The organism is Pseudomonas sp. MYb60 (assembly GCF_002979555.1).
Taxonomy (GTDB): domain Bacteria; phylum Pseudomonadota; class Gammaproteobacteria; order Pseudomonadales; family Pseudomonadaceae; genus Aquipseudomonas.
In genome coordinates, this window is sequence record NZ_PCOZ01000016.1 from 79,639 (window position 1) to 100,612 (window position 20,974).

Consider the following 20,974-nt stretch of genomic DNA (forward strand, 5'->3'; position numbering starts at 1 on the left):
GTCACCACGGTGGTACCGCGCTGGGCGCTGCTGTCGGTTTGCAACGAGGTGCTGTAGGCGATGTTGGCCGCGTCCGCGACGGCTTGCTCCTGGTTCACCTGGTCGGTGATCACCGTGGCGAACTTCACCACTTTGTACAGGCGGTCGGTGGCATCCACCACCGGGTTGTAGGTGGCTTCCAACCACACCACGCGACCACGGCTGTCCACGCGTTTGAAACGCGCCGCGACGAACTCGCCGTTGTTCAGGCGCTTCCAGAAATGCTCGTACTCTGCACTGTTGTACTCCTGCGCCTCACAGAACATACGGTGATGTTTGCCCTGGATCTGCGCCAGGCTGTAACCCATTCCCCCCAGGAAACGCTCATTGGCGGTGAGCACATGGCCGCCGAGGTCGAACTCGATCACCGCCGTGGAGCGCACCAGCGCCGTGATCAGGTTTTCATGCTCGCGCGACGCCTCGATGGTGCGGGTAAGGTCGCTGGCGTAAATCGAAAAACGCTGGATTCGCCCGTCACTGCCACGCACCGGTTGCATGATCGAGCGCAGCCACGCCTCGTGGCCATTGCCGCGCATCAGGCGCACGGTGCCGGCAAAGTGTTCGCCGCGTACCAGCGCGTTCTTGAAGCGCTGCTGGTGATCATCCGTGCGCACATAGGCGGGCACCAGGTCTTCGATCGGGCGCCCTTCCAACTGCCCTGCCTGATAGGCCAACTCCTGCAGGAAGTTGCCATTGGCCCACTCCACCCGACCTTCGGCGTCCAGCGTCAGGCACAGCATTTCACTTTCCAGGCTCTCCTTGACCTGCTGCAGGCTGGACAACTCTTCGCGAAGAGCCGACAGCTCTTGTTTCAAACGGGTGTTGAACATTGCGCACCGATGGTCATGAGGAGGGACGAATCTGTGCTGCATCGGCGCTGCTGGCGATTTCTGAAGTGCGATCGGCGGCCACCTCCGATTTTTTTTGCGTGCCGCACCAAAAAGGCACAAGAACGCTCTGGTACAGCCTTATCAGGTATGCTTTTCGAACAGGAAACAAAAAGAAACAATTTCCCCCAACCTGTTCGATAAGGAGTCCCGTCTTGGAGTTATCGACTGCCGCGTGGATGGTTCACGACACCCGCCTCATGCTTTGCGTACTGCTGGCCATCGCCAGCATCATCGTGCTGATCAGCGCGACCAAATTGCCACCGTTTCTGTCGATCTTGATCGGTACCTTTATCGCAGGTGTCGGCGCCGGCTTGCCCCCGGAAGAGGTCGCCAAGGCATTCAGCAAAGGCGCCGGGGCGATCCTCGGTGAAGCCGGGATCATCATTGCCTTGGGCGCAATGCTCGGCGCGCTGATGGCCGAATCCGGCGCGGCGGACCGCATCGCTACCACCCTGCTGGGGCTTGGCAAGGGCAAGTCATTGCCGTGGGTCATGGCGCTGGTGGCCATGGTGATCGGCCTGCCCCTGTTCTTCGAAGTCGGCCTGGTGATGATGGTGCCGATCATCTTTGTGATGGCTAAACGCTCGAACCAGCCGCTGCTGAAAATCGCGATCCCGGCGCTGGCGGGCATGACCACCCTGCACGCCCTGATGCCACCGCACCCGGGGCCGCTGATTGCGGTGGGCGCGTTGCACGCCGACCTGGGCCTGACCATGTTGCTGGGCTTCTGCCTGGCGGTGCCGGCCGTGATCCTGGCCGGGCCGCTCTACGGTAATTGGCTGTCCAAACGCCTGCAGGTGGATGAACCTGCCGACATCGGTGCACTGTTCAGCGCACCGCCCAAGGCCCCGCGCCAGCCGAGTTTCGCGATGTCGCTGCTGATCATTTTGTTGCCGGTGATCCTGATGCTGGGCAGCACCTTGGCCAAAGTCGCGCTGCCGGCGGAAAACACCCTGGGCCTGACCCTCAAATTTCTCGGCGAACCCTTGATTGCGCTCGGCCTCGCCGTAATGGCTGCCGTGATCTGCCTGGGCTGGTCAGCCGGCATGCCGCGCACCGAAGTCGGCAACACCCTGCGCAAGGCCCTCGCCCCCATCGCCGTATTGCTGCTGACCATCGGCGCCGGCGGCGGCCTCAAGCAGACATTGCTGGATGCAGGCGTGAGCCAGACCATCAGCAAGGTCGCCGAAGGCGCTCACATGCCATACCTGTTGCTGGCGTGGTTGATTGCGGTTGCGTTGCGCCAGGCCACCGGCTCGGCCACCGTGGCCACCACCACGACAGCCGGTATCCTCGCGCCGATGATGGCCGGGCTGGCAGCAACGCAGAGTTCACTCGTGGCCCTGGCAATCGGCGCCGGCTCGGTATTCTTCTGCCACGTCAACGACGCTGGCTTCTGGATGGTGCGTGAATACTTTGGCTTGCAACTGAAACAGACGATTTGGGTGTGGTCGGTCTTGCAGACCATCGTTTCAGTCGTCGGGCTGGTCGGCACGTTGGTGTTGTGGCACTTCTTGACCTGAGCCTCAGGCTGTCAAGGTGTGGCGCTTGCCAAACAGCGCCACACTCCCCACGCCCACCGCCCCCATCACCACACAATACCCCACGCAAATCCATGGACTGGTCGGCATCAGCGCAATCAACAATAACGGCGTGGTACTCGCCCACAACGCGTAGGCAATGTTGTAGGTGAAGGATATCCCCGACACCCGCACCTGGGCCGGAAACAGCCCGACCATCACCGACGGCACCGCGCCGACCACGCCACAGCTCAAGCCCGCCACGGCATAGGCCGCGCCCAGCCAGATACCGCCGCTGATCAGGCTGGCGTAGAGCAGCGCAATGCCCACCGGCAGCAACACGCTGTAGACCAACACCGCGCGCCAGGCGCCGATGCGGTCTACCAGCAGGCCGGCGAGGACGCAGCCGATGTTCAGGAACACGATGCCCAGGGCGCTCAGGGCGAAGGTGTGGCTGGGCGTCATGCCGAAGGTTTTCTGCATCATGGTCGGAGTGATGACCACCAGCACCACCACGGCGGAGGTGAGCACGCAGGTGAGGATCATCGCCGGCAGCAAGACGGCGCGGTGGTCGCGCAATACGGTGCGCAATGGCAGTTCGGCGGCGGCCTGACGGCGGGCCTGCATTTCGAGGAATACCGGGGTTTCGCTGAGCCAGCGGCGCAGCCAGACGCCGATCACGCCGAACACACCGCCGAGCAGGAACGGCAAACGCCAGGCGTAATCGAGAATCTCGGCAGGCGTGAAGATCTGCGCCAGCAGCGTGGCGGTGAGTGCACCCAGCAGGTAGCCGAAGGTCAGGCCTGCCTGTAGGAAACCCAGCGCATAACCCCGGTGATGAGTCGGCGCGTGTTCGGCGACGAAGGTCCAGGCGCTGGGCACTTCGCCGCCCACCGCAGCCCCCTGTAGAACACGCAGGAACAGCAGGATCAGCGGTGCGAAATAACCGATTTGCGCATAGGTCGGCATGATCCCGATCAGCAGGCACGGCAGCGCCATCATCAATATGCTCAGGCTGAAAACACGCTTGCGCCCAAGGTGGTCGGCAAAGTGCGCCATCAGGATGCCGCCCAACGGACGCGCCAGATAACCCGTCACGAAGATCCCGAAGCTTTGCAGCAGGCGCAGCCACTCGGGCATTTCCGGTGGAAAAAACAGCTGGCTCAAGGTCAGCGCGAAGAACACGAAGATGATGAAATCGTAGATTTCCAGGGCACCGCCCAGGGCAGCCAGGCCCAGGGTTTTGTAGTCGGAGCGGGAAAAACGCTGCGCCTGTGGAGAAGAGGTGGCAGTCATGTGAGGCTCGGCAGACAGACAAAATGGCGTGCAGGTTATGAGCTGGGCCGGATCATGGCAATCGCGACGGATATATTTGTTTTCCTCATGGATCGATGAAGATAACTGCATTCCCATATCAATGGCCATGGCGGAACATGCCGGAAAAACTGCCTGCCCATAATAAATACAAGAGGAAAGACTCGTGGCCGATGCTATCGAAGAAAGCCGCTATGCCCGATTTGCCCTGCGCTGCTCCAATTTTGCCGAGCGCTGGTTCCCTGACTCCTGGGTATTCGCCGCCCTCGCCGTGATCATCGTCGCCGTGGCGGCCCTGGGTATGGGCGCTGCGCCGACCGATGCCGCCAAGGCCTTTGGCGACGGGTTCTGGAGCCTGATCCCGTTCACCATGCAGATGGCCTTTGTGGTGATCGGTGGTTACGTGGTCGCCAGTTCGCCGCCGGCGGTGAAGTTGATCGACCGCCTGGCGCGCATTCCGAAGAACGGCCGCTCGGCCGTGGCTTGGGTCGCGTTGATCTCGATGGTTGCGTCACTGTTGAACTGGGGTTTGTCCCTGGTGTTCGGCGGTTTGTTGGTACGCGCGCTGGCACGGCGGACGGATTTGCGCATGGATTACCGTGCGGCCGGCGCTGCAGCGTACCTGGGGCTGGGTGCGGTGTGGGCGCTGGGGCTGTCCTCGTCGGCTGCGCAGTTGCAGGCCAATCCGGGGAGTCTGCCACCGTCGATCCTCTCGATCACGGGCGTCATCCCGTTTACCGACACCATCTTCCTGTGGCAATCCGGCGTATTGCTGCTGGCGCTGATCGTGGTCTCGCTGATCATCGCCTACTCGACCGCCCCCGGGCCCAACAGTGCCCGCGATGCCAAGGCATGCGGGGTCGACCCAGCCTTCAACCTGCCCAAACCCCAAGCGCCGACCCGGCCCGGTGAATGGCTGGAGCACAGCCCGTTGCTGACCATTTTGCTTGCACTGCTGGCGGCGGGATGGCTGTTTCATGAGTTTTCGACCAAACCGGCGATCAGCGCGATCTCGGGCCTGAACACTTATAACTTCCTGTTCATCATGGTCGGCGCCCTGCTGCACTGGCGCCCGCGCAGCTTCCTCGATGCGGTGGCCCGTGCGGTGCCGACCACCACTGGCGTGCTGATCCAGTTCCCGCTGTACGGCTCGATTGCCGCGCTGATGACCGTGGTCAAGGGCGACGACGGCCAGACCCTCGCGCACCACATCTCCACGTTCTTTACCTCCATCGCGTCCCATGACACCTACGCGCTGCTGATGGGCGTTTACTCGGCGGTGCTGGGGTTCTTTATCCCGTCGGGCGGAGGCAAGTGGATCATCGAAGCGCCCTACGTGATGCAAGTGGCCAATGACCTGCAATACCACCTGGGCTGGGCGGTGCAGATCTACAACGCGGCTGAAGCGCTGCCGAACCTGATCAACCCGTTCTACATGCTGCCGCTGCTGGGGGTGCTGGGGTTGAAGGCGCGGGATCTGATCGGGTTTTCGTTTGTGCAGCTGCTGGTGCACACGCCGCTGGTGTTGTTCCTGCTGTGGGCGCTGGGAACGACGTTGAAGTATTTGCCGCCGGTGATGCCTTGAAAGCACTGTCTGATCAAGCGCGTGGGGTTGTCCTACTCCAGGCAACGGCAACCCCTGACTCACGCCGCCAGCGCCTTTGATTAACCTGACTCGGATTGCTACCCACAACACACCGAGGACATCCGATGACGCCACTCTCCAAATCACTGGAAACGCTGATCACCGATATTTACCAGGACGACAACGTTTCGGTCACGGAGTACCGAACGTTGCGAGATGATGCCGATCGCCGTATGGCGGCCGTCGTCAAAGAATTTGGCCTGCACAACAACGTGACCGCGTTCCAGAAAGCCGTGGACGTGGCCATGCAACTGCTGCAGACCAGCGTGATTGACGCGAAGAAGGCCAAGCTCACCGACACGGGCGAGGCTATCGTCAAGGACGCGGTGACGGCTCAGGTGGAATACCTGCGTGCTGGAAGCCAGTTGGCGCTGCGGCTGTTGTAACGTCCTTACCCACCCCCTTGTCTTCGTTCCGTCACATTGCGTTGTTACCGTCCTGGCGAAATATCTTGCAACAAATCGCCACGGACTCCCGCAATGAATGACGAGCACGAAGACCGCCCCTCCACCGACTCCGCAACCCAGGCACCGGTAGACACGAGCCGCCGACGCTTCCTCGGCGGCGCGGCGGTGTTGGGGGTGGGCGCGACCTTGAGTGCATGCGGCAATACCAGCCAGGCACCGGGCAAGCCCGCAGCGCAACCGCTCACGCCGCAGGCATTGGACAAGGCCCTGCACGACCAGGTGAAGACCGTGGTGGTGATCTATGCCGAGAACCGTAGCTTCAACAACTTGTTCGCGGATTTCCCCGGCCTGGAGAAACCGCTGTCGGCCCTGAGCAGCGCTGACGCCCAACAACGCGACCGCGACGGCAGCCTGTTGGCCAGCCTGCCCCCGACCTGGGGCGGCGTGTTGCAAGTCGGCCCGCAAAGCGTCGACGGGGTCACCTACCCCAGCGACGTGCAATTCCAGGAAAACCTGCCCAACGCACCGTTCGCGCTCAAAGGCCCGAACGCTGAAGACCTGCCCCTGAGCCTGGTCACCCGGGATTTGTGGCACGTGTTCTACCAGAACCAGATGCAGATCAACGGTGGCAAGAACGACGGTTTCGTCGCCTGGGGAGACTCCGGCGGCCTGGTGATGGGGCATTACGCGCAGAGCCGCTATTCGCTGCGCTTGTGGGACGTGGCCAAGGAGTTCGTGCTTTGCGACAACTTCTTCCAGGGTGCCTTCGGCGGATCGTTCCTTAACCACCAGTACCTGATCAGCGCCACCGCGCCGTTTTATCCAAACGCCGCACAGTCGGTGGCCAAGGCCCAGATTGCCACGTTGCAGAGCGATGACCCCACCGACCCACGCCTCAAGCCGCTGGACAAGTCACCGGCCAGCGCCATGACCGGCGCGCCACAATTCGGTCCCAGCGCGTTGACGCCAGACGGTTACGGCGTGAACACCCTGGCGCCTCCCTACTGGCCGACCTGGATCCGCGACCCGCAAAACCCGGATTACTCCAAGCCCGACCTGCCCAATGTGCTGGTGCCGCAAAGCCACGAACACATCGGCGACAAGCTGTCGAAGAAGAACGTCGACTGGGCCTGGTATGCCGGCGCCTGGCAAGCCACGCTGGACCAGTTCAAGGACTCTGGCGGGATCCCGAAGATTCCGAATTTCCAGTATCACCACCAGCCCTTCAACTACTTCAAGAAACAAGGCCCCGAAAACCGTGCCGAGCGTGAAAAACGCTTGCGCGACGGCGGCCTGGGCGACGAGTCCAGCACCAACCGATTCCTCGCCGACGCCCAGGCCGGCATCTTGCCCGCGGTGAGTTTCTATAAGCCCCAGGGCAACCTGAACATGCACGCCGGTTACGCCGACGTGGCCTCGGGCGACCGTCACATCGCAAGGGTCTTGAAGGTGCTGCAGGAAAGCCCGCAGTGGAAAAACATGGTGGTGGTGGTGACCGTCGATGAAAACGGCGGCTGGTGGGACCATGTAGCGCCGCCCAAGGGCGACCGCTGGGGCCCTGGCACGCGGATTCCGGCGATTGTGGTGTCGCCGTTTGCACGCAAGGGCACGGTTGACCATACGGTCTACGACACCGCGTCGATCCTGCGCCTGATCACCCGTGTGTTCCAATTGGAAACCCTGGACGGCCTCAAGCAGCGTGATGACGCAATGATCGCTCGCGGCCAGAAGCCCATGGGTGATCTGAGCAACGCGTTGCAGTTCAACGCCTGAGGGACATATCCAATCACGACACACCTGGCGATTTAACACGCGTGTCCCCTGGTCAGCCGCTACTGTTTCAAAGTGGCCTTTCAACCCGCGCAGACGGGCGTTCGCTGACAAGGAATCCAGGATGTCCAAACCGACCAGGTTGTCCTTCACCCTGACCGCACTGCTCGCCAGTGCGGTCGTACAGGCTGACATCGAGGTGCCGTTGGGGAGCACGCAGCGTGTCACTCAGCTGTTCGCATACCCCAATAATTGCAACGTGATCTGTTTCCGGCCATGGACGCTGGAGCAGACCGCCGAGCACTACCTGGCCCAGAGCCTGCAGCGCGATGGCTACAGCCGTGCGAAAGTCAGCGTCAAGACCCGCGACGGGCAGGTCACGGCGACGTTCAGTGGCGTGCCAGACAGCTACGGACAACCCCTGACCCGCCTGCTCGATACGGCCGATCTCGCCTGGCAAGCCGCCAGCCAGCTCAACCGCGACGGTAAGTGGGCTTACAACTGGTACCTGTTCCTGCCACTGGGCATGGCCCTGGAAAACCGCAAAAGCATCGAGCTGATGCACTTCCCGCCGGATTACTCACTGACCCAGGCGCAGGACTACCTGGAATCCGCCACCACCGATCGCTGGGCCAGTCTGCTCATCGACAATGGCGTGGCAGCCAGCGAAACGCCGGCCTACCAGACGATCATCGATATCGCCCCCATCGCCGCGCCTGCCAGCGCAGGCAAAGACCTGGAAGGCGTATATGACTACTTCTCGCCCTACCAGCGACGCATGGTCAACGAACTGAGCCTGCGCCCTGACGGCCCCCTGCCGTTGGTGGCGTTCGGCGCGCCGGTGCGCAGCTGGATCAAGCAGCAATACGGGCAAACCGTCAACGTACTGGGCCTGGTCCGGATCAGTCCGGCCGAGGGCAAGACCGTACCGTTGCTGGGCGCCAATCATCCCAGTTACATCTGGTACGCCGCCGACCCCGAGACCTATGACGGCAACGAGGATAAAGCCGACGAGGTCGGTTTGAATGTCATGGGCCAGGACCTGAGCGCCGCGTGCTGGCAGGCAGGGATGGGACAAAACCCCGCGAGCGACCCGAATGTGTTGCTCAAGGCGTGCATGAATACCTGGCAAGGCACCCGCCGGGAAAAAACCTGTGAGTTGTTCTACACCTCAGTGCGCGAGCAGCCGGTGGAGCAGGCCAAAGCCAAGTGCGCGACACCGTCGGTCAGGACGCAGCTCAAACGATTGAAGAGCACCCCGCCAGCGCTGTAGCTCGCACAGAAAATCCGGCGCTTCTACTGTCAACTTTGACAGTAGAATTCGGCGTCAACATCAGTAAGTCTTGAGCAGCGCCCATCAGCTGCAAGACTGGTAGTCAGGCACCACCCGCAGGTCGATGCAGCCTACCCAGGAGAGTCATGAAAACTCAGGCCATGGATAAGGCTAAAACCGCTGTGAGTGAGTGCCTGTATCCCTTCAAGTCCCAGCTTGGGACGGGTTACCCCACGAGCCGGCAATTCGAAGTGGTACACGGCGAAAAGAGTACCGGCGCGGGCATCAAGGCGCGCGTGGCCTTTGACGGTCGCGTGTGCATCGCCAAGATCTCCGGGTACGCCCTGAGCGAGCGTCGCCGGTATACCTTGCAGTTGTCGTCGCGCATTCATCTGTACGACAGCTGGTTCAGCGGCCGGCTCTCACACTCGTGTCAACCGAACGTCTTTCTCGACCTTCAGTATCTGGAGCTCTGGACCCTGCACAGGATTGCTGCGGGTGACTGGCTGACCGTGGATCACGCCAGCGTCGAGGAACAGTTGTTCCGTCAGTTCGAATGCACGTGCGGCGCCCCGAACTGTCGACGCTGGATCACCGGGAGCAACGAGCACTTGAACGCCGAAGGGCTGGCGTTCATGGCCAAGGGCTGCAACCTCCAGCGACCTTAGGCTTCGCCCAGCGGACGCAAGCGATATTGCGGCGGCAATTGCTCAAAACCACTGATGGTGGTGTTCAGGCTCTTCCAGCGACCGTCCTTGATCCCGTAGATGCAACCGTGGATCGACAGGCTCTGGCCCCGGTGCCAGGCGTTTTGAACAATGCTGGTATGGCCGACGTTGGCCACTTGCTGGATCACGTTCAATTCGCACATGCGGTCGACGCGCTCCTCTTCAGTCGGCAGTTGCGCCAGCACATCGCGGTTCTCGTAATAGAGATCGCGGATGGTGCGCAGCCAGCCGTCGATCAGGCCGAACTGACGGTCCTGCATCGAGGCACGCACACCACCGCAACCGTAATGGCCAGTGACGAGAATGTGTTTGACCTTGAGCACGTCGACGGCGTACTGGATCACCGACAGGCAATTGAGGTCAGTGTGCAGCACCACGTTGGCCACGTTGCGGTGGACGAACAGATCACCCGGCAACATGCCGACGATTTCGTTGGCCGGAACACGGGCGTCGGAACAGCCGATCCACAAGTATTCCGGTGTTTGCTGGCGAGCGAGCTTGGCGAAAAATTCAGGATCTTCCTGTTTGATCGCATCCGCCCAGCGTTCGTTGTTATCAAGCAGGTCTTGTAGTTCGTTCATCAGGGAAAACCTCAGGAATGATGCGCAGTTTTGTGACTGACAACCCCGCGTCCGGGTCACGCCGCGCGCAAATTAGCTTGAATCTTTGGAGCGCCGAGCCTGTCCACACACTATAAGCCCCACAGTATGAGGATTGGCCATGACTGAATCACGACGCCCCTACGGTGCCACGCAACCCGAACCGATCGATGATAACGAAGACCGCATGGGTTCGATGCGCGAGCTGGATTTTGACGAGCCCGATCAAACCGCTGAAATCGGCGATGAGATCCCGTCTCGCGAGCGTGAACACCTGATGCCCGACGAACGGGTGCGTGAAGCGGGATTCACGGGTGCCTCAACGGCTGATCATGAGCCGACCGATGATGATTTGAGCCCGGAAACCTTGATTCACGAAGACGGAGCCCGGGATGCACGGGAAGAAGGCGAGGATAATCCGGCGGACTACGATCTGAGCATCGTGGACGAGGATGAGATTGGCGGCGGCAATGGCCTGGATGAGGCGGAACTGGCGGATATTGATCCTTTAGACCAAAAGCGCTGAAAAAGCGCGGTTCAACATGAGAGAGCGGGCAAGCCCGCTCTCTCACCTGGATCCAAGGTTAATCCACCAAGGTGCAGGCCATGACGACGGCATCTTCACGACCACCCACGGCGGGGTAGTAATCCCGGCGGCGCCCGATTTCGTTGAAGCCATAACGCTCATACAGGCGAAACGCGCCGGCATTGCTGTCGCGAACTTCCAGAAAACACTCCCGCGCGCTGGCGGCATACGCCCGGGACATCAAGTGCTCGAGCAACGCCAAGCCCAATCCACGGCCCTGGTTTTCCGGCTTTACGGTGATGTTCAACAGGTGCGCTTCGTCGAGGATGATCTGTACCACGCCGTGGCCGACCTGTTGCTCGCCTTCGAACATCAACCAAATCTGATACTTGCCCAGCCCATCGAGAAAAATCCCACGGGTCCACGGATGGCTGAACGCCGCATATTCAATTTTCAGCACGGCGTCGAGGTCGGCCTCGGTCATCGGGCGGAAGGATAAAGCCTCACTCATCGGTTGTTTTCCAGCGCGCCATCAGCCGGCGCATGGCTTGCCAGACATCAGCCTTACGCTGTGGCTCTTCCATTAATAATTCCAGGCCCGGCAGGGCCCACACCGAGCCCAGGCTGTCGACCTGCAACTCGCGGTACCAGGCTTCGGCATTGGCCTCGCCGGCAAAACGCACGGCGGGGAGGCCAATCAGCCACAGGCACACGCAGGGCTCGTCTTCCAGGCGCGCTGACACAAAACCTTGCACAAAATCCCGTGCAGCTTCCGGGCCCTGGTCCATGGTGCCGCGCACCAGCAGCGGCCAGCGCACCGGATCGCCGATGATTTGCGGGCTGTCGGGCAGGCCGGCGGCGCGCAGCATGTCCTTGAGCAAAAGATAAGCCGGGTCGCGGGCCTGGAAGCGTTCGCCGGTGGGCAATTCCACCAGCAACAAGCAGCGACCGGCGCGCAGCAATTGCAGGGCAAAGCGTGGCGGCGGCACCACCGGGGCCTTGACCACCGCGGCAGCCTCTTCGGCCACCACGGCGGCCTTGGTCACCGCCGATGGGCGTGGGACCTCGATCTTCGCCCGCTCCACCACGGGGCGCACGGGCACCGCCGGCTTGACCACGGCAACCGGCGCAGCCGCTTCCTCACCCGAAACCTCGAAGGCCTCATACGGCTCAAGCGCTTCCAGCAGCTCAGGCCGCGACGGCGCGGCAAACGGCAGTTCGGTGCGGGGCAGCCAGTTGACCACCTGCATGGCGGTCAAGTAAGCGCGACGTCGGGACTCGATAAGCACAGCTCGGCCACTTGTGGATAACTAAAGAGCGGCGATTCTACCGTTGTTCGGCAACAATCGCCCACTGCGTACTGACCGGCTGTGGATAAATCCCCTGCCTGATGCAGTACAATCGCGACTTTTCATCGCCAACCAGCCGGCCATTCCCATGATCGAACCCAAGCGCGTCCTACGCGCCCTCGCCGAACACTGGGCACTGCTTGAGCCACTGTGCGAACACTTCGACCAAGGCACCCTGAGCCTTGGCGAGCTGCGCGCGCAATTGGCCGCCCAACAACTGGACAGCACGCCACAGGACATCACCAGCCTGTTGGACGTGTGGATTCGCCTGGACATCCTGGTGCCTGTCGCCAAGAGCCCGAACCGTTTCGAGCTCAACGCGCAGATCCACGACTTCCTGGCCTATCTTCGCAAGGAGCACCGGCTTGGCCTGTGCCTGGAAATCGAAGCCTACCTGCGCCACCTCGAGCGCCTGGCTGGTTACATCCAGGACGCCTTCGACATCCGTGATGGCCACGACCTCGCCCGCCAACTGCGCCTGCTCGACATGCGCGTGCGGGACGTGCTGAAAAAACTCGCCAACGACGAACAGGCCCTCGCCGCCGTGGCCGATCGCGCCAAGACCAGCGACCGGCAGATTCCGTTGCGCCAGCGTTATGCCGAAGTACTGGCAACCTGGGACGAATACGTCGAACCGATGATCCAACTGGTGAACGCCGACGGTGCCTTCGAACAGGGCGTGCGCAAGGTGGAAAACGTGCTGCTGCGCCTGCTCACCGAGCAACAGCGCCTCGGCCACCTGGTGGACGACGACATGCTGCTGCGCACCCACGCGCGCATCCTCGAAATGCAGACCAGCGCCCAGTTGACCCTGCGTCATGCACGGGAGCTGCTGTTGCCGCTGCGTGAAGAAGCGCGCCGGCACAATGCCGTGACCCGTGGCGCAGCGCTGGCTTTGTCGGCGATCCGCCGCAAGGGCCTGGACGCCGTGCCGCAAGCCGCGATGCCGATGTTCACCCGCCCGCAGAGCACCTTCCTCGGCAGTGCCAGCCAGGTGGAAGCCTATGTGTACGCCTTGGCGAATTTCGAGCCGAAACCGGCGAAATTCCCCAAGGCGCACAAATCCCACAAAGGCGAAGCCCAGCGCGCCCCGCGCACGGTCAAGGAAATGCTCGAACGCTGCGAAGAGGCGCTGCCGATGCCGGACCTGATGACCTGGCTGCTGGAGCAGGAACCGGAAGGCGCCACCGACGAATTGCTGTACTGGTTCTCGCGCCTGTCCCGCGAGAAGCGCTTCAAGCGCGAACGCCTGGAACGCCGCGATTACCACACCACCGAGCACCAGGTCAGCCTGCGCTCCTTCGCCCTGCTCCCGGCTGCGCCTGATGCCGCCGAGCATTCTGCGAGTACACCTCATGCATCTTGATCTATCCGAACTGTCCCAGCTGGCGCCGATCTTCCGCGAGCTGTTCAAGGGTTACCACGTCAGCCGCCGCGACCCGGAGCTGTACGCGCAATTGTCGAACTTCCAGGACCAGTACCGCACCCTGTTCAAGGCCCTGGGCTTCGAGCTGGTGTGCGACACGCGAGGCTTCTACTACTTCGTGCCGGACACCGCCGTGGCCGCTGCGCAGGTGAACAAGACCGCGCAGCGCCTGGCATTGTTCACCTTCATCATCGTCGAGCATTTGGCCGACCAGGGCCGCGACCCGATCGCCGTGCTCGACGGTGGCAGCCTGGGCCGGGATGAATTGCCGTCGCTGCTGGAGAAGTACCGCGACCTGTTTATCCAGGCCGAAGTGCAGACCCAGGAAGAACTCGAAGAAAAGATCATGCGCCGCATGACCCAGTTGGGGTTTGCCAGCGAAGACAATGGCGTCTACCGCTTCCTGCCGCCGATGCACCGCTTCCTCGACGTGTGCCTGTCGGTGCAGCAGGACCGCGATCTGGCGGCCAGCGTGCACAGCGTGTTGCCACTGCCGGCGCCGGTGATCATCGATGAAGACAGCGATGAAAAATTACTGAAGACCGATGACCCGCTGGACTTGAGCGACTTCGATGAAGAAAGCGAAGAAGACGCCCTGGCCCGCGCCATTGCCGAAGAACAGGAGACCGACGCATGAGTAAGGAACGCTACGGCATCCGCCGCTTCGCCCTATTGAATACCGCCGGCTACAGCCTGGGGTTGTTTCCGCTGGAAGAGCCGCTGTCGGTGTACGGCGCGAACAACCTGGGCAAATCGGCGTCGATCAACGCCTTGCAGTTTCCGATTCTGGCGCGCATGTCGGACATGAGTTTCGGCAAGTACACCCTGGAACAATCGCGGCGCTTCTACTTTGCCAGCGACACCAGCTATATCCTCGTGGAAGTTTCCCTGCCCCACGGCCCACACGTTATCGGCGTGGTCGGTCGCGGTCCGGGCGGTGGCTTTGGTCACCAGTTCTTTGCCTATGCCGGCAAGCTGGACCTGGCCCACTATCAGAAGAACGACACCTGCCTGCGGCAGAAAGAGCTGTTCACCAACCTTGAGCGCGAAGGCCTCAAGGCCTACGAACTCAAGCCGGATGAGCTGCGCCGTTTGCTCGTGGGCGGCCACACGTCGATCCCGCTGGACCTGACGTTGATTCCGCTGCGCTCCACCAGCGAGCAGAGCCTGAAGACCTTCCGCGCACTGTTTATCAACCTGCTGCACATGCGCGAAATCACTGCCGCCAAGCTCAAGCAGCTGTTCCTTGATGCGTTCGAACACAGCCTGCGTTCAGGCAGCGTGGACTACATTGCTGCGTGCGAAGAAGCCTTCCGCGATGTGCGGCGCATGGAGCAGGACTACAACTCGCTGGTGGCTGCCGGGCCATTGGTCGAAGCGTTGGCCAACGGCGTGCGCATGCGCGACGTGTTGCGCGGCAAGTTGCATCGCCTGTCGCCTCTGCTGGACTCGTTGCTCGGCACCTGGTCGGACTACGCCAGTGCACGCAAGGAAGAGCTGACCATCCAGGCTGAGCACTACCGCAATGAGCAGGACGCGCTGCAGAACGACCAGCGTGGCGGCACCCAGGAACTGATGCGCCTGGAGCGTGAGATCAGCGGAATCCAGCGTTGGCTGGGCGAGTTGTCGGTGCTCAAGCATCGCTTTGCGCTGGTGGACGACGTGAAGGTACTGGAGCAGCAACTGCTCGCGGCCAAGGACGCCCACGATGAACTGGCGGGCGCTTTGGCGCAGTCGCGGCAGTTCAGCGCCGAGGACCTGGACGAGCGCCTGCGCGACCTGGAAAAACGCTTGAAGTCGGTCCGACAGCAGCTGGATCACGCGGACAACAACAGCTACGCCAAGCTGCGGGAAGAATTCTCACAGCAGGATGTCGAGCGTCTGATGCGCCTGTTCAACAGTACGTTGTTCAGCCTGCCATTGGGCGAGCATGGCATCACCCTGGACGAGGACGGCCAGTGGGTCAAATCGCTGGAGCAGATCCTCGATGGCTTCAAGGGCGAACGTTTTGAAGTGCCGGGGTTGTCCATCGACATTTCCCACATCGAGCCACCTGCACTTCAGGCCTTGGCGGATCGCGCCGCGTTGCGCGACCAGAAAGAACGCCTGGAAAAAGAACTCAAGCAGCTCAAGACCCAGCAGGCGGTAGCGGCTGACCGTGCGGCGAGCAAGACCCAGACCGAAGCGTTGTACCAGCAGGTGCTGGACGCGCAAAAAGCGTTGGAAGACTTCCGCCGTGCGCAGACCCTGAGTGCGGAAGAAGGCGAGAAACTGGAAAACCTGGCGCAGATGGAAGCGGCCCAGGATGAGCTCAAGCGCTCCAGTGATGCATTTACCGAACGCGTGCAGCAACTGTCGGCCAAGCTGCAATTGGTGGGTCGCCAGATTGGTGACATGGAAGCCAAGCAACGCACGCTGGATGACGCGTTGCGCCGTCGCCAGCTGCTGCCGGCGGACTTGCCGTTCGGTACGCCGTTCATGGACCCGGTGGACGACTCGATGGACAACCTGCTGCCGCTGCTCAACGACTATCAGGACAGCTGGCAGGGACTGTTGCGCGCCGATGGCCAGATCGAGGCACTGTACGCACAGGTACGACTCAAGGGCGTGGCCAAGTTCGACAGCGAGGATGACGTCGAGCGTCGCCTGCAACTGCTGATCAACGCCTACGCGCACCGTACCGACGAAGCGCTGACGCTGGGCAAGGCCCGCCGTGCGGCGGTCACCGATATCGCGCGGACCTTGCGCAATATTCGCAGCGACTATGACAGCCTTGAGCATCAGCTGGCGTTGTTCAACCGGGAGATCAACAAGCGTCAGGTGTCCAACCTGCAGAGCTTCCGCATTGTGCTGGCACCGAACAAGGAAGCCCTCAAGCATATCGACCAGATCATCCACAGCGCTGGCCAGTATGAAGAAGGCGAAACCCTGTCGGTGTTCGATCTCAGCCACAGCGCCGAGCAAGACAACAAGAACGAAGAGGCCAAGGAATACCTGGCCCGCCTCGTGGCCGCCAACCATAACCAGTTGGGCCTTAAGGACTTGTTCGAGCTGGCGTTCGAGATCACCAAAGTGAACGGCCAACCGGTGATCCACACCGACATCGACGGCGCCGCCTCCAATGGCACCACCATGACCATCAAGGCGCTGACCAACATGTATTTGTTGCTGCACCTGATGGACCGCGACCAGGCAGGGCGCGTGCGTTTGCCGTACTACCTCGACGAGGCCGCGGACATCGACGAGAAAAACCAGGCCGCGCTGCTGGAAACCAGCTTGCAGCTGGGTTTTGTACCGATCCTGGCCAGTGTGAAACCTCAGGTGTCGGCCCAGGTGGCGATCGACCTGGAAGGTGGCAGTGGGCCGAACGGGATCTACATCGATGAGGCGGATTGGAAGTACATCCGTCGGCACGATGTGGTGAAGGCGACGGTGAATGTGCAGGCCGATGAGCCGGAGTTGGATGAGGTCTGATTTTTTCGACTGAAATGCAAAAGGCCGCGATCTTCTGGATCGCGGCCTTTTTTTGGGCTTGGAATGGGGAGTGATTCCAAAGGCCCCATCGCGGGCAAGCCCGGCTCCCACGGGCACATGCATGCCAATGTGGGAGCCGGGCTTGCCCGCGATGAAGGCGCCTCGGTCTATTTGCCGAGTGGGATTTTAGGCGCCCAGGTCAGCCATTCATCCTCGAACTTGTCGAACAGCGGGAAGGTTTGCTGTGGCCGCGCGGCATTGCCCATGCGTTCGCCGTCTGGCGTGGCGAAGGCGATACCACCGGCTACCAGGGTTTCCAGGGACTCTGTACGGACTGTCGCGCCTTTGAACAGGCCGAAGTCGAGGCCGAAACCGCTGGTGTTCCAGAAACGACTGCCACCGCGAACCAGCGGCGCATACTTGGGCTCGATCAGGATATGGATCAGGACGCGGTCGGCGGTCTGGCCCAATTCGTAGCCGGTGACTTTGCCCACAGTGACTTCACGGTAGGTGACCGGCACGCCTTCCTTCAACGAGCCGCGACGGGCTGCGCTGAGTGTCAGCCTCAGTCCCTCCTCACGATGGGCGGCTTCAGGGGGCTGGTCCAGGGCGACGAAGTTCTTTTGTGGGCCGGCGTTTTTCGCCGCCGGTTGCACTTCGATGTACTGCCCTGTAACCAGGGTTTCCAGATTGGCGGTTTTCATCAGGCCCAACTCAGGCTTGACCACCCAGAACTGGCTGCCGACGCGCGCAACGCGGTCAGCCACCTGAGTGATGCGCGCACTGAGCAGCACCGACTGCATGTCGGCGCTGAGGTCGACGCTCTCGATCTTGCCCACATCCAGGCCTTTGAAACGGATGGGTGTGCCAGGTCGCATGCCGTCGGCACGGTCTACCTTGATGGTGACCAGGGTGCCATGTTGGTTGGCGGCGTCTCGGTCGGCGAACAGGCGGAAACGTGGAATACGTTTTTTCAGCGGTACATTGGGCTCCGGGGTTTCGAATGCGATACCCCCGGCCATCAGGCTGGCGAGGGATTCGCTCTTCACCTGAATGCCGCCCGTGAGGCCGCCGGTCAGCGTGACGCCACTGGCGTTCCAGAACCGCGTCGAGCCGTTGACCAGGTTTTCGTATTCCTTCTCGATGTGGACGCCAATCACCAATTGCTTGTTCTTGCGCGAGAACTGGTAGCTCTGCACCGAGCCGACCTTGACCTGTTTGTACAACACCGGGCTGCCGACATCGAGCGAGCCGAGGTTGTCGGTAAACAGCACCATGTGCAGGCCTGGCGAGCGCAAGTCCAGAGGCGGGGCCTTGGCCCGTGCGAAAAACTCGCGCTGTGGGGTGCTGCCTTTGTCACCCGGGCGGATCGCGATGTAGTTACCTTTGACCAACGCCTCGAGGCCGGTGATACCTGCCAGGGAAATGGACGGCTTGACCACCCAGAACTGGGTATCCTGCACCAGGTAGTCTTCGGCCAGCGGGTCGAGGGTCAACTCGGCGTTGGCACTGGACAGGTCCGGGTCGATCTTCAGGGTTTTCAGACTGCCGACCTGGATGCCTTTGTACATGACCGGGGTCCGCCCGGCCTGCAGGCCTTCGAAGTCCGTCAGCTTGACCTTGATCCGGATACCGGCCGCAGCGGCGTCGAAATCTTCGTATAGCCGGAAAGGCAGGCTTGGATCAGTGGGTGGGCTGTCCTTGCGATTCTCCGGGGTGGCGAAGGCGATACCGCCCGCGACGATGCTGGAGAGGGATTCGCTGCGCACTTTCACGCCAGAGAGGTTGGCGTCGATACTGATGCCGCTGGCGTTCCAGAAACGTGTGTGTTTGCGCACCAGGCTGGCATAGGTCGGCTCAATGTAGACCTTGATCTCGACGGTACTTTGGTCCTCGGAGAGCAGGTAGCTTTTGACCTGACCGACCTGAATCTGCTTGTAGAACACCGGGCTCCCGCGATTCAGCGAGCCGAGACGGTCAGCCTTGATCGTCAGGTGCAGGCCGGGCTTGGCGTCGGATAGGGGCGGCTCTTCGGAGAGCGCCTTGAACTTGCGTGTGGGCTCGCCATCGCCAGGGCTGGCGGCAATGTAATTGCCGGACACCAAGGTCTCCAGACCAGTGATACCGGCCAGGCTGACACTCGGCTTGACCAACCAGAAGCGCGTATTGGTCTTGAGGTATTGATCAACATCCTTGTTCATCTCGATGGTGGCGATCACCCCACGGTTATTGCCTTCGTCGTCCAGGGCCAAGGCCTTGACCTTGCCCACGGGCATGCCTTTGTAGACCACTTCGGTCTTGTTGACCTGGATGCCTTCGCCGCTTTCGAAGCGTACCTGGATCTCGATGCCCTGCTGGGAATAGGCGCGCCAGCCCAACCAGCCGCCGATGATCAGGGCAATCAGGGGGAGCACCCAAATGGCCGACCAATTGGAGGCCGGGCGGGTTTTAGCTTTAGGCAAATCACTCATGGTCGTCGTCCGACTCCGTGTTATCCCAAATCAGTCGGGGATCGAAAGTTACTGCGGCAAGCATCGTCAAGATCACCACACTGGCGAACGCCGCAGCGCCGAGATTGGCCTCGACACTGGCAAGTCGCCCAAAGTTTACAACCGCGACCAGGATGGCGATCACGAAGATATCCAGCATGGACCAGCGGCCAATGAATTCGATAAAACGGTACATCACGATACGTTGTCGCGCAGACAGTGGTTGGTGACGTTGCACCGAGAACAGTAGCAGACCGATGCCGACCAGCTTGAATGTCGGCACCAGGATACTTGCGATAAACACCACCGCCGCGATGGGGTACATGCCGTGCTGAACAAGCTGGATCACGCCGGCCATGATGGTGCTGGGATCGCCTTGCCCCAGGGAATTGATCGTCATGATCGGCAACATGTTCGCCGGGATGTACAAAATGGCAGCAGTGATCAACAACGCCCAGGTGCGGATGAGGCTGTTGGGACGACGTGCATGGATCAGCGCGCCACAACGGGTGCAGAGTTGCTCGTCGGTATCCGGTTCCTGTTTGTTCAACTCGTGGCATTCAGTACAGATCAGAATGCCCGCATCAATCGCCCGCATGCTCATCCTCCCCCGACAGCGCCTGCCAGATCTGGTGGGGCGACATCACCACCTCAAGCAGCACCTGAACCATCAATAGGCTGATAAAGCAGACCAGACCGAGGCCGATGTTGATGGAGGCCATGTCGGCGAGTTTCACGATCGCAACCAGTACGCCCATCAGGTAGACCTCCAGCATTCCCCAGTCTTTCATGTGGTGGTAAATCCGGTAGAGCAACAGTCCATAACTGCGGCCGATCTTCCAGCGGATACTGAGCAGTACAGCCAACTGGCAAAGCAGCTTGAGCAGAGGGATGCCCATGCTGCACAGGAACACGACGGCAGCGACGCCCTGCATGCCGGTGTCGAACAGGCCGACCACCCCGCTCCACACCGTATCTTCGGAGGTCTGTCCGAGTAGATTGAGCTGCATGATGGGCAAAAAGTTCGCTGGGATATACAGCAACAGCGCGGCGAGCACCAAGGCCAGGCTGCGCTCTACGACGTTATGGCGGTGAGCGTACAGCTCATAACCGCAGCGCGGGCATTGCGCTTTTTCGCCGACGGCGAGCGCAGGTTTGCGCATCAGCAAATCACACTCATGGCAGGCCACCAGGTCGTCCAGCGGTAAATCCGACACCTCAAGGGCATCAACCGGATCGGGCATAGTTAGGGCTCGGACTCTAAAAAAGGTTAGGTGCCTATTCTAGTGGTCTGGTTCAGAAATAACTGTGCAAATTTGTGTGCAGGCTTCGCGCTTTTCACGCGCCCAAAACAAAACCCCATCTGCTTTCGCAAATGGGGTTTCGGAATTTAATCTTGACGATGACCTACTCTCACATGGGGAAACCCCACACTACCATCGGCGATGCATCGTTTCACTGCTGAGTTCGGGATGGGATCAGGTGGTTCCAATGCTCTATGGTCGTCAAGAAATTCGGGTACTGA

At 61.2% G+C, this 20,974-nt stretch carries 17 protein-coding genes, 1 rRNA gene and 1 pseudogene; 10 read left to right on the plus strand and 9 right to left on the minus strand.

The annotated features are described in order from the left end of the window. Nucleotides 1-92 precede the first annotated feature (92 nt). Nucleotides 93-911: pseudogene (locus tag CQ041_RS26925) on the minus strand (PAS domain-containing protein); the annotation flags it as partial. A gap of 170 nt (nt 912-1,081) precedes the next feature. Here CQ041_RS26925 and CQ041_RS21685 point away from each other — a divergent pair. Continuing rightward, entirely contained in the window at nt 1,082-2,452 is a 1,371-nt protein-coding gene (locus tag CQ041_RS21685) for a gluconate:H+ symporter (protein WP_105524365.1), read from the plus strand. A gap of 3 nt (nt 2,453-2,455) precedes the next feature. Here CQ041_RS21685 and CQ041_RS21690 read toward each other — a convergent pair whose 3' ends face one another. Continuing rightward, entirely contained in the window at nt 2,456-3,745 is a 1,290-nt protein-coding gene (locus CQ041_RS21690) for an MFS transporter (RefSeq protein ID WP_105524366.1), read from the minus strand. 184 nt (nt 3,746-3,929) lie between these two features. On the opposite strand from CQ041_RS21690, the gene CQ041_RS21695 reads away from it, so the two are divergent. The 5 genes from CQ041_RS21695 (at nt 3,930) to CQ041_RS21715 (ending at nt 9,526) form a co-directional block, all read left to right on the plus strand. Next, nucleotides 3,930-5,348: a short-chain fatty acid transporter gene (locus CQ041_RS21695; RefSeq protein ID WP_105524367.1), complete on the plus strand. Its 1,419-nt coding sequence runs from the start codon at nt 3,930-3,932 to the stop codon at nt 5,346-5,348. 125 nt (nt 5,349-5,473) lie between these two features. Further along, on the plus strand, nt 5,474-5,794 hold the full coding sequence (locus tag CQ041_RS21700; RefSeq protein ID WP_105524368.1) for a hypothetical protein: 321 nt from the start codon (nt 5,474-5,476) through the stop codon (nt 5,792-5,794). A gap of 93 nt (nt 5,795-5,887) precedes the next feature. Beyond that, nucleotides 5,888-7,588, plus strand: a complete 1,701-nt coding sequence (gene acpA / locus CQ041_RS21705; RefSeq protein WP_105524369.1) for an acid phosphatase — start codon at nt 5,888-5,890, stop codon at nt 7,586-7,588. 121 nt (nt 7,589-7,709) lie between these two features. After that, entirely contained in the window at nt 7,710-8,858 is a 1,149-nt protein-coding gene (locus CQ041_RS21710) for a hypothetical protein (protein WP_105524370.1), read from the plus strand. A gap of 146 nt (nt 8,859-9,004) precedes the next feature. After that, nucleotides 9,005-9,526 (plus strand): SET domain-containing protein-lysine N-methyltransferase, encoded by a 522-nt coding sequence (locus CQ041_RS21715; protein ID WP_105524371.1) that lies wholly within the window; start codon nt 9,005-9,007, stop codon nt 9,524-9,526. Here the strand turns inward: CQ041_RS21715 and can are convergent. Then, nucleotides 9,523-10,167 carry a carbonate dehydratase gene (gene can, locus CQ041_RS21720; RefSeq protein ID WP_003188288.1) on the minus strand — a complete coding sequence of 215 codons (645 nt, stop codon included), beginning with the start codon at nt 10,165-10,167 and terminating at the stop codon, nt 9,523-9,525. The two genes, CQ041_RS21715 and can, sit on opposite strands and share 4 nt — an antisense overlap. Before the next feature lie 139 nt (nt 10,168-10,306). Here can and CQ041_RS21725 point away from each other — a divergent pair, with 139 nt between their 5' ends. After that, nucleotides 10,307-10,711 (plus strand): serine kinase/phosphatase, encoded by a 405-nt coding sequence (locus CQ041_RS21725; protein WP_105524372.1) that lies wholly within the window; start codon nt 10,307-10,309, stop codon nt 10,709-10,711. Between the two features lie 58 nt (nt 10,712-10,769). Here the strand turns inward: CQ041_RS21725 and rimI are convergent, their stop codons facing one another. Beyond that, nucleotides 10,770-11,222 carry a ribosomal protein S18-alanine N-acetyltransferase gene (gene rimI, locus CQ041_RS21730; protein WP_105524373.1) on the minus strand — a complete coding sequence of 151 codons (453 nt, stop codon included), beginning with the start codon at nt 11,220-11,222 and terminating at the stop codon, nt 10,770-10,772. Continuing rightward, nucleotides 11,215-11,961: an energy transducer TonB gene (locus CQ041_RS21735; protein WP_105524374.1), complete on the minus strand. Its 747-nt coding sequence runs from the start codon at nt 11,959-11,961 to the stop codon at nt 11,215-11,217. Before CQ041_RS21735 ends, rimI begins: the two co-directional genes overlap by 8 nt. A 187-nt stretch (nt 11,962-12,148) precedes the next feature. Here CQ041_RS21735 and mksB point away from each other — a divergent pair, with 187 nt between their 5' ends. The 3 genes from mksB to mksF are packed head-to-tail and all read left to right on the plus strand — an operon-like array spanning nt 12,149 to nt 16,960. Then, complete coding sequence (gene mksB, locus CQ041_RS21740; RefSeq protein WP_105524382.1) at nt 12,149-13,426, plus strand: Mks condensin complex protein MksB; 1,278 nt, start codon at nt 12,149-12,151, stop codon at nt 13,424-13,426. Further along, nucleotides 13,416-14,123 (plus strand): Mks condensin complex protein MksE, encoded by a 708-nt coding sequence (mksE, locus tag CQ041_RS21745; RefSeq protein ID WP_105524375.1) that lies wholly within the window; start codon nt 13,416-13,418, stop codon nt 14,121-14,123. Before mksB ends, mksE begins: the two co-directional genes overlap by 11 nt. After that, a complete protein-coding gene (gene mksF, locus CQ041_RS21750) occupies nt 14,120-16,960 on the plus strand; it encodes an Mks condensin complex protein MksF (protein ID WP_105524376.1) in 2,841 nt (946 codons plus the stop codon). The genes mksE and mksF overlap by 4 nt, the downstream gene beginning before the upstream one ends. 167 nt (nt 16,961-17,127) lie before the next feature. Here mksF and CQ041_RS21755 read toward each other — a convergent pair whose 3' ends face one another. The 4 genes from CQ041_RS21755 to rrf form a co-directional block, all read right to left on the minus strand. Next, nucleotides 17,128-19,431 carry a PqiB family protein gene (locus CQ041_RS21755; protein ID WP_105524377.1) on the minus strand — a complete coding sequence of 768 codons (2,304 nt, stop codon included), beginning with the start codon at nt 19,429-19,431 and terminating at the stop codon, nt 17,128-17,130. After that, complete coding sequence (locus CQ041_RS21760) at nt 19,424-20,047, minus strand: paraquat-inducible protein A (RefSeq protein WP_105524378.1); 624 nt, start codon at nt 20,045-20,047, stop codon at nt 19,424-19,426. Before CQ041_RS21760 ends, CQ041_RS21755 begins: the two co-directional genes overlap by 8 nt. Then, nucleotides 20,034-20,693: a paraquat-inducible protein A gene (locus CQ041_RS21765; protein ID WP_105524379.1), complete on the minus strand. Its 660-nt coding sequence runs from the start codon at nt 20,691-20,693 to the stop codon at nt 20,034-20,036. The genes CQ041_RS21760 and CQ041_RS21765 overlap by 14 nt, the downstream gene beginning before the upstream one ends. A gap of 150 nt (nt 20,694-20,843) precedes the next feature. Continuing rightward, nucleotides 20,844-20,959: ribosomal RNA gene (gene rrf, locus CQ041_RS21770) — 5S ribosomal RNA — on the minus strand. Nucleotides 20,960-20,974: the final 15 nt, after the last annotated feature.

What these genes read in the sequence shown, in the direction of transcription:
- CQ041_RS21690 (WP_105524366.1), bottom strand. Translation starts at nt 3,745, where the DNA reads ATGACTGCCACCTCTTCTCCACAGGCGCAGCGTTTTTCCCGCTCCGAC.
- CQ041_RS21700 (WP_105524368.1), top strand. Translation starts at nt 5,474, where the DNA reads ATGACGCCACTCTCCAAATCACTGGAAACGCTGATCACCGATATTTAC.
- acpA (WP_105524369.1), top strand. Translation starts at nt 5,888, where the DNA reads ATGAATGACGAGCACGAAGACCGCCCCTCCACCGACTCCGCAACCCAG.
- CQ041_RS21710 (WP_105524370.1), top strand. Translation starts at nt 7,710, where the DNA reads ATGTCCAAACCGACCAGGTTGTCCTTCACCCTGACCGCACTGCTCGCC.
- CQ041_RS21715 (WP_105524371.1), top strand. Translation starts at nt 9,005, where the DNA reads ATGAAAACTCAGGCCATGGATAAGGCTAAAACCGCTGTGAGTGAGTGC.
- can (WP_003188288.1), bottom strand. Translation starts at nt 10,167, where the DNA reads ATGAACGAACTACAAGACCTGCTTGATAACAACGAACGCTGGGCGGAT.
- CQ041_RS21725 (WP_105524372.1), top strand. Translation starts at nt 10,307, where the DNA reads ATGACTGAATCACGACGCCCCTACGGTGCCACGCAACCCGAACCGATC.
- rimI (WP_105524373.1), bottom strand. Translation starts at nt 11,222, where the DNA reads ATGAGTGAGGCTTTATCCTTCCGCCCGATGACCGAGGCCGACCTCGAC.
- CQ041_RS21735 (WP_105524374.1), bottom strand. Translation starts at nt 11,961, where the DNA reads ATGCAGGTGGTCAACTGGCTGCCCCGCACCGAACTGCCGTTTGCCGCG.
- mksB (WP_105524382.1), top strand. Translation starts at nt 12,149, where the DNA reads ATGATCGAACCCAAGCGCGTCCTACGCGCCCTCGCCGAACACTGGGCA.
- mksE (WP_105524375.1), top strand. Translation starts at nt 13,416, where the DNA reads ATGCATCTTGATCTATCCGAACTGTCCCAGCTGGCGCCGATCTTCCGC.
- mksF (WP_105524376.1), top strand. Translation starts at nt 14,120, where the DNA reads ATGAGTAAGGAACGCTACGGCATCCGCCGCTTCGCCCTATTGAATACC.
- CQ041_RS21755 (WP_105524377.1), bottom strand. Translation starts at nt 19,431, where the DNA reads ATGAGTGATTTGCCTAAAGCTAAAACCCGCCCGGCCTCCAATTGGTCG.
- CQ041_RS21760 (WP_105524378.1), bottom strand. Translation starts at nt 20,047, where the DNA reads ATGCGGGCGATTGATGCGGGCATTCTGATCTGTACTGAATGCCACGAG.
- CQ041_RS21765 (WP_105524379.1), bottom strand. Translation starts at nt 20,693, where the DNA reads ATGCCCGATCCGGTTGATGCCCTTGAGGTGTCGGATTTACCGCTGGAC.